The sequence below is a fragment of the Phytopseudomonas punonensis genome (genome assembly GCF_900142655.1).
Classification (GTDB): domain Bacteria; phylum Pseudomonadota; class Gammaproteobacteria; order Pseudomonadales; family Pseudomonadaceae; genus Aquipseudomonas; species Aquipseudomonas punonensis.
This window is the reverse complement of the sequence record NZ_FRBQ01000001.1, coordinates 287443-301962: the sequence shown is the minus strand read 5'-3', so window position 1 is coordinate 301962 and position 14520 is coordinate 287443. Positions and strand designations below refer to the sequence as shown.

At 65.7% G+C, this 14520-nt stretch carries 11 protein-coding genes; 3 read left to right on the top strand and 8 right to left on the bottom strand.

What is annotated here, in order from left to right; all coding sequences use genetic code 11:
• Positions 1-11 precede the first annotated feature (11 nt).
• Positions 12-866 (top strand): LysR family transcriptional regulator, encoded by an 855-nt coding sequence (locus tag BUC40_RS01355; RefSeq protein WP_073261869.1) that lies wholly within the window; start codon positions 12-14, stop codon positions 864-866.
• Here the strand turns inward: BUC40_RS01355 and hutC are convergent, their stop codons facing one another.
• The 8 genes from hutC to BUC40_RS01315 all read right to left on the bottom strand — a co-directional run bounded on the left by hutC (position 867) and on the right by BUC40_RS01315 (position 9706).
• Positions 867-1568: a histidine utilization repressor gene (hutC, locus tag BUC40_RS01350; protein WP_208605750.1), complete on the bottom strand. Its 702-nt coding sequence runs from the start codon at positions 1566-1568 to the stop codon at positions 867-869.
• A gap of 121 nt (positions 1569-1689) precedes the next feature.
• Positions 1690-3222 carry a histidine ammonia-lyase gene (gene hutH / locus BUC40_RS01345; RefSeq protein WP_073261865.1) on the bottom strand — a complete coding sequence of 511 codons (1533 nt, stop codon included), beginning with the start codon at positions 3220-3222 and terminating at the stop codon, positions 1690-1692.
• A gap of 3 nt (positions 3223-3225) precedes the next feature.
• Complete coding sequence (gene hutU, locus BUC40_RS01340) at positions 3226-4896, bottom strand: urocanate hydratase (protein WP_073261863.1); 1671 nt, start codon at positions 4894-4896, stop codon at positions 3226-3228.
• Between the two features lie 38 nt (positions 4897-4934).
• Positions 4935-6257 (bottom strand): YjiH family protein, encoded by a 1323-nt coding sequence (locus BUC40_RS01335; RefSeq protein WP_073261861.1) that lies wholly within the window; start codon positions 6255-6257, stop codon positions 4935-4937.
• A gap of 88 nt (positions 6258-6345) precedes the next feature.
• A complete protein-coding gene (gene hutG / locus BUC40_RS01330) occupies positions 6346-7281 on the bottom strand; it encodes a formimidoylglutamase (protein WP_073261859.1) in 936 nt (311 codons plus the stop codon).
• Positions 7271-8488 carry an imidazolonepropionase gene (gene hutI, locus BUC40_RS01325; protein WP_073261857.1) on the bottom strand — a complete coding sequence of 406 codons (1218 nt, stop codon included), beginning with the start codon at positions 8486-8488 and terminating at the stop codon, positions 7271-7273. Before hutI ends, hutG begins: the two co-directional genes overlap by 11 nt.
• A gap of 153 nt (positions 8489-8641) precedes the next feature.
• On the bottom strand, positions 8642-9013 hold the full coding sequence (locus BUC40_RS01320) for a GFA family protein (RefSeq protein WP_073261855.1): 372 nt from the start codon (positions 9011-9013) through the stop codon (positions 8642-8644).
• A 57-nt stretch (positions 9014-9070) separates the two neighbouring features.
• Complete coding sequence (locus tag BUC40_RS01315; protein WP_073261852.1) at positions 9071-9706, bottom strand: TetR/AcrR family transcriptional regulator; 636 nt, start codon at positions 9704-9706, stop codon at positions 9071-9073.
• Between the two features lie 93 nt (positions 9707-9799).
• Here BUC40_RS01315 and BUC40_RS01310 point away from each other — a divergent pair, with 93 nt between their 5' ends.
• Positions 9800-10903 (top strand): efflux RND transporter periplasmic adaptor subunit, encoded by a 1104-nt coding sequence (locus BUC40_RS01310; RefSeq protein WP_073261850.1) that lies wholly within the window; start codon positions 9800-9802, stop codon positions 10901-10903.
• A gap of 6 nt (positions 10904-10909) precedes the next feature.
• Positions 10910-14014 carry an efflux RND transporter permease subunit gene (locus BUC40_RS01305; protein WP_073261848.1) on the top strand — a complete coding sequence of 1035 codons (3105 nt, stop codon included), beginning with the start codon at positions 10910-10912 and terminating at the stop codon, positions 14012-14014.
• The last annotated feature ends 506 nt before the right edge of the window (positions 14015-14520 follow it).

Here is a 14520-nt window from a genome sequence, read left to right as displayed (position 1 = left end):
ATTATTGAACGATGAATGCCGTACTCGACATCGAGCTGGTCCGCACCTTCCATGCAGTGGCGCGCAGTGGTCGCTTCAAGGCGGCAGCCGAGCTGCTGCACAAGAGCCCGGCAGCGATCAGTGTGCATATCCAGCGTCTGGAGACGGTCGCCGGTGGCCGCCTGTTTGATCGTGACAACCAGTCGGTAAGCCTGACGGCCCTTGGCAAGCGGCTGCTGCACTCGACCAGCGAACTGCTCAACACCCACGACCGGGTGCTCGCCGAGCTGCACGGGCCGCGGCTGGTCGGGCGCATCCGCCTGGGGATACCCGACGAGTACGCCGCCCATGTGATCCGCGACATCCTGCCGATCTTCGCGGCGGCCTGGCCCAATGTGGTGCTGGAGGTGAAGACTGCCTCCAGCTACTCGCTGCGCGAGCAGGTGCAGGCCGGCAAACTGCACGGCGCGGTGCTGACCCTGCCGCTGGGGCAGCGCGAGCCCAGGGCCCAGGTGCTGGTCGCCACCACGCCGGTGTGGGTCGCCGCGACGTCCCATGCGCAGCCCGCAACGGGCATCATTCCGCTGGCCATCCACGCAGCCGATTGCCCGTACCGCAGCCTGATGCTGGAGTCGCTGAAAGCCGCCGGTCACCGCTGGCGGGTGGTACTTGAGAGCCCATCCAGCCAGGCCATCAGGGCCTGCGTCGAATCGGGGTTGGCGATCACCCTGATGGATCGCGCGAAGATGAGCAGCGCCATGCGTATCGTCGAGGAGCTGCCCCAGGCCGCCGAACATGAAGTGATGTTCCTGCGTTCAGCGAAGGCGCAACACGACGAAGCCCTAGAGCTATTGGCTCAGGCCATTCATCAGCACTTCCGCTTGTGATCAGCGATGCTTGGTGCTTGAGCGCAGCTTGTAGCGCTCGCCCGGATGGATCAGGCGCACGTAGCTGATCAGGTGCTCATCCGACCAGGTACGGCGGATCATCGACAGGCAGGCGGCGCCCGGTGCGATATCCAGCCATTCGGCGGTGCGGGCATCGGCGTGCACGGCCTCGACCACATGCTCCACGTCGCTGATCGGGCAACTGGCTACCAGTACTTCGTTGGGCGTTTGCTTGGAAAAGTCGCTGCTCAGGTAATGGGGCACCCAGCGTGGATTGACGAAGCGATCCTCAAGCTGGATCGGCACGCCATTTTCGAGGTGCACGAGGATGCTGTGAAACACCTCGGCGCCGATGCGCAGACCCAGGCGCAGTGCCACCTCGTCATCGGCGGCCAGCGCTTCGCTGCGCAGGATGCGATTGGAATAGGCGTGGCCACGGGCGCGCACCTCGGCGGCGATATTCATCACCTCGTGCAGTGACGACTCGGACTTGCGGTCGGTGACGAAGGTGCCCAGGCCCGCCTGGCGAATCAGGTAACCCTGCTGCACCAGGTTGGTGATGGCCTTGTTGGCGGTCATGCGGCTGACGGAAAAATCCCGGGCCAGTTGCTCTTCCGGCGGAATCTGGTGATGCAGCGGATAGTCACCATTGCCGATGCGTTCGAGCAGAAACTCTTCGATCACCTTGTAGCGAGGGGGCATTGCGCTGGTCACAGGCCCTCCAGGGCGCCATCAAACGGCAGCATGATAGCGCGCGCCCTGCACCTTGCCATCAGCGGCTGCAGATCGCGAGGCAAAGGGCGGCTTTGACCAGCGAACCCCGTCACAGGCTGGGCAACAACGGACGGGGCACCAAGACGTTCAGGCAGCCACTGGCGAGCAGTTCGCTGGCTGCCTCGATGTCTGGCGCGAAGAAGCGGTCTTCCTGGTAATAAGGCACCTCGGCGCGCAGCAGGCTGCGGGCCTTTTCCAGTTTCGCCGAGCTCTTCAGTCCATGGCGGAAGTCCAGGCCCTGGCAGGCACCCAGCCATTCGATGGCGAGGATGCCGCGTACGTTCTCGGCCATCGGCCACAGACGCTTGCCAGCGTTCGGCGCCATGGACACGTGATCTTCCTGGTTGGCCGAGGTCGGCAGGCTATCGACGCTATGTGGGTGGGCCAAGGCCTTGTTGTCGCTGGCCAGCGCCGCGGCGGTGACCTGGGCGATCATGAAGCCCGAGTTGACCCCGCCGTTCTCGACCAGGAACGGCGGCAGCTGCGACATGTGGCGGTCCATCATTAGCGAGATACGCCGCTCCGACAGCGCACCGATTTCCGCGATGGCCAGGGCCAGGTTGTCGGCGGCCATGGCCACTGGCTCGGCGTGGAAGTTGCCGCCGGAAATCACGTCGCCCTGTTCGGCGAACACCAGCGGGTTGTCGGACACCGCATTGGCCTCGATCTGTAGCACGTCGGCAGCCTGGCGCAGCTGGGTCAGGCAGGCGCCCATCACCTGGGGTTGGCAGCGCAGCGAGTAGGGATCCTGCACCTTGTCGCAGTTGGCGTGGGAGCGCGCCACTTCGCTGCTGTCGCCGAGCAGATCGCGGTAGGCCGCTGCCACGTCGATTTGTCCGTGCTGGCCACGCGCCGCATGGATGCGGGCGTCGAAGGGCGCGCGTGAGCCAAGCATGGCCTCCACGCTCAGGGCGCCGCACACGGTGGCGGCGGCGAACAGGTCTTCGCCCTCGAACAGGCCGCGCAGCGCATAGGCGGTCGAGACCTGAGTGCCGTTGAGCAGTGCCAGGCCTTCCTTGGCCGCCAGAGTCAGCGGCTTCAGGCCCGCCACTGCCAGTGCTTCGCGGGCTGGCAGCCACTGGCCCTTATGGCGTGCCTTGCTCTCGCCGAGCAGCAGCAGAGACATATGTGCCAACGGCGCCAGGTCGCCGGAGGCGCCCACCGAGCCCTTGAGCGGAATATGCGGATAGACCTCGGCGTTGATCAGGGTGATCAGCGCGTCGATCACCGTGCGACGGATGGCCGAAAAGCCGCGCGCCAGGCTGTTGACCTTGAGCAGTATGATCAGCCGCACCATGGCGTCGTCCAGCGCCTCGCCGACACCGGCGGCGTGGGATAGCACCAGTGAGCGCTGCAGCTTTTCCAGGTCGTCCGGGGCGATGCGCGTCGAGGCCAAGAGGCCGAAACCGGTGTTGATGCCGTAAGCGGTGCGGCCCTCGGCGAGTATCTGCTCGACACAGGCGACGCTGGCGTCGATGCCGGCATGGGCGCTGGCGTCGAGCGTGACGTGCACCGGTTGCAGGTACACGGCGCGCAGCTCGGCCAGGGTTAGCGAGCCCGGTTTGAGGTTCAGGGTGGTCATGAATCAGGCTCCTTTGGTGATCATTGGCAGGTTCAGGCCCTGCTCGTGCGCGCACTCTATGGCGAGCGGGTAGCCGGCGTCAGCATGGCGCATCACGCCGCTGGCCGGATCGTTGGTCAGTACGCGGGCAATGCGCGCGGCTGCTTCATCGGTGCCATCGCAGACGATGACCATACCCGAATGCTGGGAGAAACCCATGCCGACGCCGCCGCCGTGGTGCAGTGACACCCAGGTGGCGCCGCTGGCGGTGTTGAGCAGGGCATTGAGCAGCGGCCAGTCGGACACCGCATCGGAGCCGTCCTGCATGGCCTCGGTCTCGCGGTTGGGGCTGGCCACCGAGCCTGAGTCCAGGTGGTCGCGGCCGATCACCACCGGTGCGCTCAGCTCACCCGAACGCACCATCTCGTTGAAGGCCAAGCCGAGCTTTGCGCGCTGGCCCAGGCCGACCCAGCAGATACGCGCCGGCAGGCCCTGGAAGGCGATGCGCTCGCGGGCCATGTCCAGCCAGCGGTGCAGGTGGGCGTCATCCGGGATCAGTTCCTTGACCTTGGCGTCGGTCTTGTAGATGTCCTCGGGGTTGCCGGACAGCGCCGCCCAGCGGAACGGGCCGATGCCACGGCAGAACAGCGGGCGGATATAGGCCGGCACGAAGCCGGGGAAATCGAAGGCATTGCTCACGCCTTCTTCCTTGGCCATCTGGCGGATATTGTTGCCGTAGTCGAAGGTCGGCACGCCCATCTTCTGGAAGTCGAGCATGGCCTGCACGTGCACGGCCATGGATTGCTTGGCAGCCTTGACCACGCCAGCCGGATCGGTGGCTGCACGGTCCTTGTATTCGGCCCAGCTCCATCCGATCGGCAGGTAACCGTTGAGCGGGTCGTGGGCGCTGGTCTGGTCGGTGACCATATCCGGGCGCACGCCACGGCGTACCAGCTCCGGCAGGATTTCGGCAGCGTTGCCCAGCAGGGCGACGGAGGTGGCCTTGCCTTCGCGGGTGTAGCGGGCGATGCGCGCCAGGGCGTCGTCCAGATTGGTGGCCTGCTCGTCGACGTAACGGCTGCGCAGGCGGAAATCGATGCTGCTCTGCTGGCATTCGATATTCAGCGAGCAGGCGCCGGCCAGGGTCGCGGCCAGCGGCTGGGCACCGCCCATGCCACCCAGGCCTGCGGTCAGCACCCAGCGGCCCGTGAGGTTGCCGGCGTAGTGCTGGCGGCCCGCCTCGACGAAGGTTTCGTAGGTGCCCTGGACGATGCCCTGGCTGCCAATGTAGATCCAGCTGCCAGCGGTCATCTGGCCGTACATGGCCAGGCCCTTGGCATCCAGCTCGTTGAAGTGCTCCCAGCTCGCCCAGTGCGGCACCAGGTTGGAGTTGGCGATCAGCACGCGCGGCGCGTTGCTATGGGTCTTGAATACGCCGACCGGCTTGCCGGATTGCACCAGCAGGGTTTCGTCGTCATTCAGGTTGGTCAGGCTCTCGACGATCTTGTCATAGCACTCCCAATTACGCGCGGCACGGCCGATGCCGCCATACACCACCAATTCCTTGGGGTTCTCGGCTACGTCCGGGTCGAGGTTGTTCATCAGCATGCGCAGCGGCGCTTCGGTCAGCCAGCTCTTGGCGGTGAGCGTGGTGCCGCGCGGGGCACGGATTTCGGTGTCGCGGAACTTGGTCATGGTGCGGGCTCCTGTGGGAACGGATCAAGGGTGGGCGGTCAGAGCCAACCCAGAAATCGGGCGAGATAGGCCAGGGGGATGGCCAGCAGCAGGCTGAGCAGGGTGCGCTGCAGCCAGATCAGCAGCAGGTGCCCCAGGCTCAGGGGAATCCGCGTGGCCAGCACGCAGGGAATCGAGGCGGAGAGAAACAGCACGCTGCTGACCGAGACGACGGCGGTGACGAACTTCACCAGCACGTCGGCGTCCTTGAGCAGCATCGCCGGCAGGAACATCTCCGCCAGCCCGGCGGACAAGGCACGGGCCACCTGCATCGGCTCGTCCAGGCCGAACAGCCAGGTCAGCGGGTAGAGCAGCAGGCCGAGGGCGTCGAACAGCGGCGTGTACTTGGCGGCGAGCAGCCCGAGCAGGCCGACGGCGAGAATGCTCGGCAGGATGGCGGCGGTCATGCGCAGGCCGTCGAAGGTTTCGCGCAGCGCCGAGCCCAGCGACGGCGCGCTGCCGGCCTGCTGCATACCGGCGCGCCAGGCACTGCCCAGGCGGCTCTCGCCGGGTTGCAGCTGCGCCTCGGGGGTGGAGTCGGATGGCAGGCGCGACAGCGGGTAGATACGTGCGCTGATCGCGGTGACGGCGAAGGTCACCGCCATGGCGCCCCAGAAATACAGGTTCCACTGGCCCATCAGGCCCAGGGTCTTGGCGATGATCACCATGAACGGCGCTGACACCGTGGAGAACCCGGTGGCGATGATCGCCGCCTCGCGCACGCTGTAGTGGCCCTGCTGGTACATGCGGTCGGTGATCAGCAGGCCCACCGAGTAGCTGCCGACGAAGGAGGCCACGGCGTCGATGGCCGACTTGCCCGGCGTGCGCCAGATCGGTCGCATCACCGGCTGCATCAGCACGCCGATCAGCTCCAGCAGGCCGAAGCCGATCAGGAACACCAGGGCCAGCGAACCCAGCGGCACGATCAGCGCCAGGCTGAGCACCAGCTTCTCGAACAGGAATGGCAGCATGTCCGGCTGGTACAGCGCCTCTGGGCCGAGCTGCAACAGGTAGGCGGTGCCGATCAGCAGGCCGAACACCTTGAGCACGCTGAACACCCTGTGGGTCAGGCTGCGCCGCCAGCTGCCGTCGAGCCAGGGCGCCAGCGCACCGTAGAGCATGAATAGCAACGCCAAACCGATCACCAGTGGACGCGCATGCAGTTGCAGGGCGCTGGCCGCGTGGTCGAGGAGGATGGTCGAACGCCCGGCGATCTCGAAGGGCACGAAGAACAGCAGCAGGCCGATCAGGCTGTAGCCCAGCAAGCGCGCCAGGGCTCGGGGGCGCGACACGCCGGTGCTCACGGGCAGGGACTTAGACATGGCGCGGCTCCTGGCCGCGGCGGGCGGTGGTGAACATCGGGGTTTCCTCGTAATTGTTGTTGTGCGAGAAAGCGCGGTTCTTGCCTGCTCAGAGGCTGAGCAGATGAATCAGCCGCGCCGCCACCTTGGCGGTACGGTTGTCGATGTCGTAGTCGGGGTTGAGCTCGGCCAGGTCGGCCAGGCGCAGCTTGCCGCTCGCCTTGAGCCGTTCGAGCAGCGGCTCCAGCAGTTCCAGGCGCACGCCACGGGCGGCCGGGGCGCTGACGCCGGGTGCCTCGCAGGCCGGCAACACGTCGATATCGAGGGTCAGGTAGAGCGCATCGCACTCGGCGGCGAAGGCCTCCAGCTCGGCGCCGACGTATTCCAGAGTCGATTCACGGATCTCGTGATCCTCGCGCACCAGCACGTTCAACTCGGCGGCGCGGGCGAACAGTGCGCGGGTGTTGCTGGCGCGGCTGACACCGAGGCAGGCGTAGCGGAACGGCCAGCCGCGTGCGGCGCACTGCTCGGCGATCTGCGCGAAGGGCGTGCCCGAGGAATGCACATGGGTCGGATCACGCAGGTCGAAATGGGCGTCGAAATTGACGATCCCGATACGCGGGGCGGGCTGGCCACTGAGATGTTCGGCCAGCCCGGACCAACTGCCGAACGCCACTTCATGGCCGCCGCCAATCACCAGCGGCAGATGACCGGCCTCCAGCAGCACGCAGACGTTATGAGCGAGGCGTGCCTGTGCCGCTTCCAGGTCGCCGTCCTCGCAGGTCACGTCACCGGCGTCATAGGCCGGCGCCTGGCGATGCCAGGCCAGGTTGGCCAGGGTCTTGCGTACGCTTTGCGGCGCGCCGGCAGCACCGACGCGACCCTGGTTGCGGCGCACGCCTTCGTCGCAGGCAAAACCCAACAGCGCCAGGCCCGGCTGGCTGTCTTCGGCCAGAACCTGGATGCGCTGATGCCAGCGCGTGCTGTCGGCTTCCGGGTCGGTGCGGCCAGTCCAGGCACTCATGCAATGTCGGTCAGCGTGCATAAACCACCTTTCCGTTGAACACGCGCTGACGCAGGCGGCCGGTCTGCACCGCGTAGGCCAGCTCGGCCGGTTGCTGGATATCCCACAGGCACAGGTCGGCCGGGGCGCCGGCGGCGATGCGGCCGAGTTCGGGGTGGCCGAGGGCGCGGGCGCCATGGGCGGTCATGCCGGCCAGAGCCTCGCGCGGGGTGAGGCGAAACAGGGTGCAGGCCAGGTTGGCCATCAGCGTTGGCATGCAGATCGGCGAGGTACCAGGGTTGGCGTCGCTGGCCACGGCCATGGGCACGCCGTACTGGCGCAGCAACTCGATGGGCGGCAACTGGGTTTCACGCAATACGTGGAAGGCACCGGGCAGCAACACGGCGACCGTGCCGGCCTCGGCCATGGCGCGTACGCCGGCTTCGTCCAGGTATTCGATATGGTCGGCGGACAGCGCACCGTAACGCGCGGCCAGGGCACTGCCACCGAGGTTGGACAGTTGCTCGGCATGGGCCTTGATCGCCAGGCCGTGGGCCTGGGCCGCCTGGTAGATGCGCCCGCACTGCGCCGGAGAGAAACCGATGCCCTCGCAGAACACATCCACTGCATCGGCCAAGCCTTCACGGGCAGCAGCCGGGATCATCGCGTCGCAAACCAGGCTTACGTAGTCGTCGGCGCGACCGGCATATTCCGGCGGCAGGGCATGGGCACCAAGCAGGGTGGTGAGCACCCGCACCGGGCGCAGTTCACCGAGGCGGCGGGCCACGCGCAGCATCTTCAGTTCGCTGTCGACGGTCAGGCCATAGCCGGACTTGATCTCCAGCGTGGTCACGCCATCGGCCAGCAGCGCATCGAGGCGCGGCAGGCTGGCGGCGATCAGTTCATCCTCGCTGGCCGCACGGGTGGCGCGCACGCTGCTGAGGATACCGCCACCGGCGCGGGCGATGGTTTCGTAGCTGACGCCTTCCAGGCGCTGCTCGAACTCACCGGCTCGATCACCGGCGTAAACCAGATGGGTATGGCAGTCGACCAGCCCCGGGGTCATCACGCCGCCGCTGGCGGCTTCCTTGGCGCCGCGGGCCAGGCTCGGGTCGAAGCCGCTTTCCGGCCACAGGCCAACCACGCGGCCCTGTTCGACCAGAACGACCATTGGTTCGGGAAGCTGTTCGAGCCCGTCGAACAGGGTGACGTTGCGCCAGAGCCGGCGGGTGGTTTGAGAAGAAGCCATTGCAGATCGCCTGTTCTTGTAATGTATATACAATTAAGCGAAAGGATGACGGCGGTCAATAGCTATGCAGTCGTTGCTGGAGAGTGAAAAGGTTTTTACGTCGCTTATGTATATACATTGCGAGTGCGACAACATGGACTTGAGCCTGGCGCCTCAGGAACGATCCTTGGGATAGCGCTCGCTGACGGCAAAGGCCGGCAGCCAGGCTTCACGACGGCTCGTCCAGCACTCATAGGTCGGTTGCAGCTGATCGGGCGCGTCGAGAGCGCCCAGATGCACTTCGATTTCCTCGCCGCTGCGGGCGAATACCGATGAGCCGCAGCGTGGGCAGAAGTGGCGCCCGGCGTAGCTGCTGGTTTCGCCGCTGACGGTCACGGCGCGCTGGGGATAGATGGCGGCTGCGTAGAACAGCGCGCCGTGATGCTTGCGACAGTCGAGGCAATGGCAGATGCCGACTCGCTCAGGCTGCCCCAATGCCTCGATGCGTACCTGTCCGCACAGACAACCGCCGCTCAATCGATCCATGTCGCACCTCCTGCAGGCTCATGGCAGAACCATAGCAGCAGGCGAGCACTCGGCGAGTCAGGGGCGATAGGCGCGCAGGAACATCTCGACGGTGGCACGTGCGTGCTGCTCCTGCTGCGCCTCGGTTTCCGGCTCGCCACAGCCGATCAGCAGGCGGAAGTTGGCGCCACCCTTGAGCAGGGAGAAGAACTGATCGGCGGCGAGCTTCGGCGACTCGATACGCAGCTGGCCGCTCTGGTCCATCTTGCCCAGCAGACACTCCATTTCGGCGAGCAGGCGCTGCGGCCCGGCCTCGTAGAAAATCTTCGCCAACTGCGGATCCTGGGCGCCAAGGCTGGTCATCAGGCGGTGCAGGTCCACCGACTCGCTGCTGTTGAGCAACTGGCTGAAGCCACGGGCGATGTTCAGCAGCACGTTATGCACGGTCGCACCGGCGGGAAACTCGAAGAACAGCTCGGGTAGCTGTTCCTCGCACCTGGCCTTCACCGCCGCGCAGAACAGCGTCTCCTTGTCGGTGAAGTGGCTGTACACCGTGAGTTTGGAAACCCCGGCGTGGGCGGCGATGGCGTCCATGCTGCTGCCGGCGTAGCCATGGCGCAGGAACAGGCATTTGGCCGCTTCGAGAATGGCCTCGCGCTTGGCGAGATCTTTTGGGCGGCCGGGGCCGCTGGACTGTAATGAAGTGTCTGACATCCGGCGATTTTAATACTGGACTGCCGAGTACGCTATTTTTAATATACCCGGTAGTACAAATATTAAAAAGTTCCCGCTGAAAGGACGCTCATCATGTCTCGCCATGCTCTGTCTCGCCTTGCGCCTTTGTGCCTGGCCCTGTCTCTGGCTGCCTGCAGCGATACCCAGGCGCCGCAGCCAGGCATTCGCCCAGCCATGGTGGCGCAGCCGCAGTTGGCGGCGGAGCAGGTGGACTCCTACCCAGGCGAGATAAGGGCGCGGCTGGAGCCGGAACTGGCGTTCCGCATCGGCGGCAAGGTGACCCGACGCCTGGTCGAGGTGGGCCAGCGGGTCGACAAGGACGCGGCGCTGGCCGAGCTGGACCCGCAGGACGTGCGCCTGCAGCTCGACGCCTCCCGGGCCCAGCTGCAATCGGCCGAATCCAACCTGCAGTTGGCGCGCGCCGAGCGCGACCGCTATCGCACCCTGCAACAGCGCGGGATGATCAGCAAATCCCTGGCCGACAACGCCGAAAACACCTATCGCGCTGCCGAAGCGCGCCTGCGCCAGGTACGCGCCGAGCTCAACGTCGCCGACAACCAGGCTGGCTATGCCGTGTTGAAAGCGCCGCAGAGCGGGGTGATCGTGCAGCGCCGTGCCGAGGTCGGGCAGGTGGTGGCGGCCGGGCAGACGGTGTTCGTGCTGGCTGCCGACGGCGAGCGCGAGGTGGCGATCGACTTGCCCGAGCAGGCGATCGGAAACCTCGCCATCGGCCAGGAGGTGGCCGTGGAGCTGTGGTCGCAGCCCGGCCAGCAGCTGGCCGGGCGCGTGCGTGAACTGTCACCGGCAGCCGACTCACGCTCGCGCACCTACGCGGCGCGCGTCGCCTTGCAACAGTCGGAGGCTCAGGTCGAGCTTGGCCAGAGCGCCAGAGTCTTTATCGCCCGCAATGGCGACGTGCCGCTGGCGGTACCGTTGTCGGCGCTGAGTGCGGAACAGGGCCAGCCCTATGTCTGGGTGGTCGACCCACAGACGTCCAAGCTCAAGCGCACCAGCGTGCGGGTCGGCGCCTATGGCGAGAATAGCGTGCCGGTGCTCGACGGCCTGAAGGCCAGCGACTGGGTGGTGGTGGCCGGTGTGCAGGTGCTGCTGGATGGGCAGCAGGTGCGCCCGGTGGACCGGCAGAACCGCGCCGTCGACCTGGCTGCCAAGGAGTAAGCGCCGATGTCGTTCAACCTCTCCGCCTGGGCGCTGCAACAGCGCCAGATCGTGCTTTACCTGATGTTGCTGCTCGGCGTCGTCGGTGCGCTGTCCTACACCAAGCTGGGGCAGAGCGAGGACCCGCCGTTCACCTTCAAGGCCATGGTGGTGAAGACCAACTGGCCGGGGGCCACCGCCGAGCAGGTGGCGCGCCAGGTCACCGAGCGCATCGAGAAGAAGCTGATGGAAACCGGCGAGTACGAGCGCATCGTGTCGTTCTCTCGGCCCGGCGAGTCCCAGGTCACCTTCATGGCTCGCGACTCGATGCACTCCAACGAGATTCCCGAGCTCTGGTACCAGCTGCGCAAGAAGATCGGCGACATCCGCCATACCCTGCCCGCCGGTATCCAGGGGCCGTTCTTCAACGACGAGTTCGGTACCACCTTCGGCAATATCTACGCGCTGACCGGCAACGGTTTCGACTACGCGGTGCTCAAGGATTACGCCGACCGCGTGCAACTGCAGCTGCAGCGCGTGAAGGATGTCGGCAAGGTCGAACTGGTCGGCCTGCAGGACGAGAAGATCTGGATCGAGCTGTCCAACACCAAGCTGGCCACCCTCGGTTTGCCGCTTGCCGCCGTGCAACAGGCCCTCGAACAGCAGAACGCCATGCCCGTGGCTGGCTTCTTCGAGACCGGCTCCGACCGCGTGCAGCTGCGGGTCAGCGGCAATTTCGAGACGGTCGAGCAGATTCGCGATTTCCCCATCCGTGTGGCCGACCGCACCTTCCGCATCGGCGATGTGGCCGAGGTCAGCCGTGGCTTCAACGACCCACCGGCGCCGCGCATGCGCTTCATGGGCGAGGATGCCATCGGCCTGGCGGTCTCCATGAAACCCGGCGGCGACATCCTGGTGCTCGGCAAGGCGCTGGAGGGCGAGTTCACCCGCCTGCAGAACAACCTGCCGGCGGGCATGCAGCTGCGCAAGGTGTCGGACCAGCCAGCGGCGGTGAAGACCGGCGTCGGCGAGTTCGTCAAGGTGCTTACCGAGGCGCTGATCATCGTGCTGCTGGTCAGCTTCTTTTCCCTCGGGCTGCGCACCGGGCTGGTGGTGGCGCTGTCGATTCCGCTGGTACTGGCGATGACTTTCGCCGCCATGTACTACCTGAACATCGGCCTGCACAAGATTTCCCTCGGCGCCCTGGTGCTGGCCCTGGGCCTGCTGGTGGACGACGCGATCATTGCCGTGGAGATCATGGCGATCAAGATGGAGCAGGGCTACGACCGCCTCAAGGCGGCGAGCTTCGCCTGGACCAGCACGGCATTCCCGATGCTCACCGGCACCCTGATCACCGCGGCGGGCTTTCTGCCGATTGCCACCGCGCAGTCGGGCACCGGCGAATACACCCGCTCGATCTTCCAGGTGGTGACCATCGCCCTGCTGATGTCCTGGGTGGCGGCGGTGATGTTCGTGCCGTATCTGGGCGCGCGTTTGTTGCCGGATCTGGCCAAGCGCGCTGCCCTCAAGCATGGTGGCACGGGCGGGCATGACCCTTATTCGACACCTTTCTATCAGCGCGTTCGGCGCCTGGTGGACTGGTGCGTGCGCTGGCGCAAGACGGTCATCGTGCTGACCCTGGCGCTGTTCGTCGGCTCGATCTTGCTGTTTCGTTTCGTGCCGCAGCAGTTCTTCCCGGCCTCGGGGCGCCTGGAGCTGATGGTCGATTTCAAGCTGGCCGAAGGCGCCTCGCTGATCGCCACCGAGGCCGAGGTGCGCCGCCTTGAGGAGCGCCTGGCCGGTCATCCGGGTGTGGATAACTACGTGGCCTATGTCGGCACTGGCTCGCCGCGCTTCTACCTGCCGCTGGATCAGCAGTTGCCGGCCACCAGCTTCGCGCAGATCGTGGTGCTGGCCACCTCCATCGAGGAGCGCGAGGCCGTGCGCGCCTGGCTGATCGGTGTACTGCATGACGACTTCCCGAGCCTGCGCACGCGTATCTCCCGGCTGGAGAACGGCCCGCCGGTGGGCTACCCGGTGCAGTTCCGGGTTTCCGGCGAGCATATCGACGAAGTGCGTGCCCTGGCCCGCCAGGTCGCCGACAAGGTGCGCGACAACCCCGATGTGGTCAATGTGCACCTGGATTGGCAGGAGCCGAGCAAGGTGGTGTACCTGAACATCGACCAGGAGCGTGCCCGTGCGTTGGGCGTGAGCACCGCAGAGGTGGCCAAGTTCCTGCGCAGCTCGCTCAATGGCTCGTCGGTCAGCGATTACCGGGAGGACAACGAGCTGATCGAAATCCTCCTGCGCGGCACCTCGGCCGAGCGCCAGGCGCTGCAACTGCTGCCGAGCCTGGCAGTGCCCACCGACAGCGGCAAGAGCGTGGCGCTGGCGCAGATCGCCACCCTGGAATACGGCTTCGAAGAGGGCGTGATCTGGCACCGCAACCGCCTGCCGACGGTCACCGTGCGCGCCGATATCTACGGGCCTCAGCAGCCGGCTACCTTGACTCAACAGATTCTGCCGACCCTGGCCGATATCCGCGCCAGCCTGCCCGATGGCTACCTGCTGGAAGTGGGCGGCTCGGTGGAGGATTCCTCCAAGGGCCAGGCCTCGGTGGCGGCCGGGGTGCCCTTGTTCATCGTGGTGGTGCTGACTCTGCTGATGCTGCAGCTCAAGAGCTTCTCGCGCATGACCATGGTGTTTCTTACCGCGCCACTGGGGCTGATCGGCGTAACCCTGTTCCTGCTGCTGTTCGGCCAGCCGTTCGGTTTCGTGGCGATGCTCGGCACCATCGCCCTGTCGGGCATGATCATGCGTAATTCGGTGATTCTGGTCGACCAGATCGAGCAGGACCGCGACGCGGGGCTGGACAGTTGGAACGCCATCGTCGAAGCCACCGTGCGGCGCTTCCGGCCCATCGTGCTGACCGCGCTGGCGGCGGTACTGGCGATGATTCCGCTGTCGCGCAGCGTATTCTTCGGGCCGATGGCAGTGGCGATCATGGGGGGGCTGGTGGTGGCCACGGCGCTGACCCTGCTGTTTTTACCGGCGCTGTATGCGGCGTGGTTCAGGGTGAAGCCGAGTGGCAGGGCGCAGGCTGCGGGTGACCGCCAAGAGCCCGGTTCATGATTTTTGGGGGCTGGAAACGTCTAGTCCCGTGTCAGCAATAAGGCAGAAGTGGACGATGAGTAAAGCTATTGTGGGAGAGGCTTTAGCCTCGAGTTTTCTGGACAGCTCGCTGCACATGCTTGAGCAGTGGTTTGCCATCGTTATCGCATTGCTCTTACGTTCGGTTCCGGCCTGTCGAGCGGGTTTCTTTTGGCATCGCCCCAAAAGAAACCAAAAGGTCTAGCCCCGACATCCGGCCCCAGCTTCGCTGGGGTTCCCTCGTTCCATCATTGTTCCGGGGGCCGGCCTGGAAGGGCCATCCATGGCCCATCAGGCCTCTCGCCGCATCCATGCGGCTCGTCCCCCTGCACAATGATTCCACTCGGCCTCCTGAAGGGGCGCTTGGTAGCGCCTGATAATTCTGTGGCATGAGTAGCACCCAAAAGGCAAAGCGGCCGAACGGCCGCTTCCGCCACTTTGCAGCCATTCCAGTCGTAAGTTGGATGATGCTTTATCCATCCACCAAC

Excerpts from the sequence above, each read along its gene's own strand:
- BUC40_RS01355 (WP_073261869.1), top strand. The coding sequence starts at position 12 with ATGAATGCCGTACTCGACATCGAGCTGGTCCGCACCTTCCATGCAGTG.
- hutC (WP_208605750.1), bottom strand. The coding sequence starts at position 1,568 with ATGCCCCCTCGCTACAAGGTGATCGAAGAGTTTCTGCTCGAACGCATC.
- hutH (WP_073261865.1), bottom strand. The coding sequence starts at position 3,222 with ATGACCACCCTGAACCTCAAACCGGGCTCGCTAACCCTGGCCGAGCTG.
- hutU (WP_073261863.1), bottom strand. The coding sequence starts at position 4,896 with ATGACCAAGTTCCGCGACACCGAAATCCGTGCCCCGCGCGGCACCACG.
- BUC40_RS01335 (WP_073261861.1), bottom strand. The coding sequence starts at position 6,257 with ATGTCTAAGTCCCTGCCCGTGAGCACCGGCGTGTCGCGCCCCCGAGCC.
- hutG (WP_073261859.1), bottom strand. The coding sequence starts at position 7,281 with ATGCACGCTGACCGACATTGCATGAGTGCCTGGACTGGCCGCACCGAC.
- hutI (WP_073261857.1), bottom strand. The coding sequence starts at position 8,488 with ATGGCTTCTTCTCAAACCACCCGCCGGCTCTGGCGCAACGTCACCCTG.
- BUC40_RS01320 (WP_073261855.1), bottom strand. The coding sequence starts at position 9,013 with ATGGATCGATTGAGCGGCGGTTGTCTGTGCGGACAGGTACGCATCGAG.
- BUC40_RS01315 (WP_073261852.1), bottom strand. The coding sequence starts at position 9,706 with ATGTCAGACACTTCATTACAGTCCAGCGGCCCCGGCCGCCCAAAAGAT.
- BUC40_RS01310 (WP_073261850.1), top strand. The coding sequence starts at position 9,800 with ATGTCTCGCCATGCTCTGTCTCGCCTTGCGCCTTTGTGCCTGGCCCTG.
- BUC40_RS01305 (WP_073261848.1), top strand. The coding sequence starts at position 10,910 with ATGTCGTTCAACCTCTCCGCCTGGGCGCTGCAACAGCGCCAGATCGTG.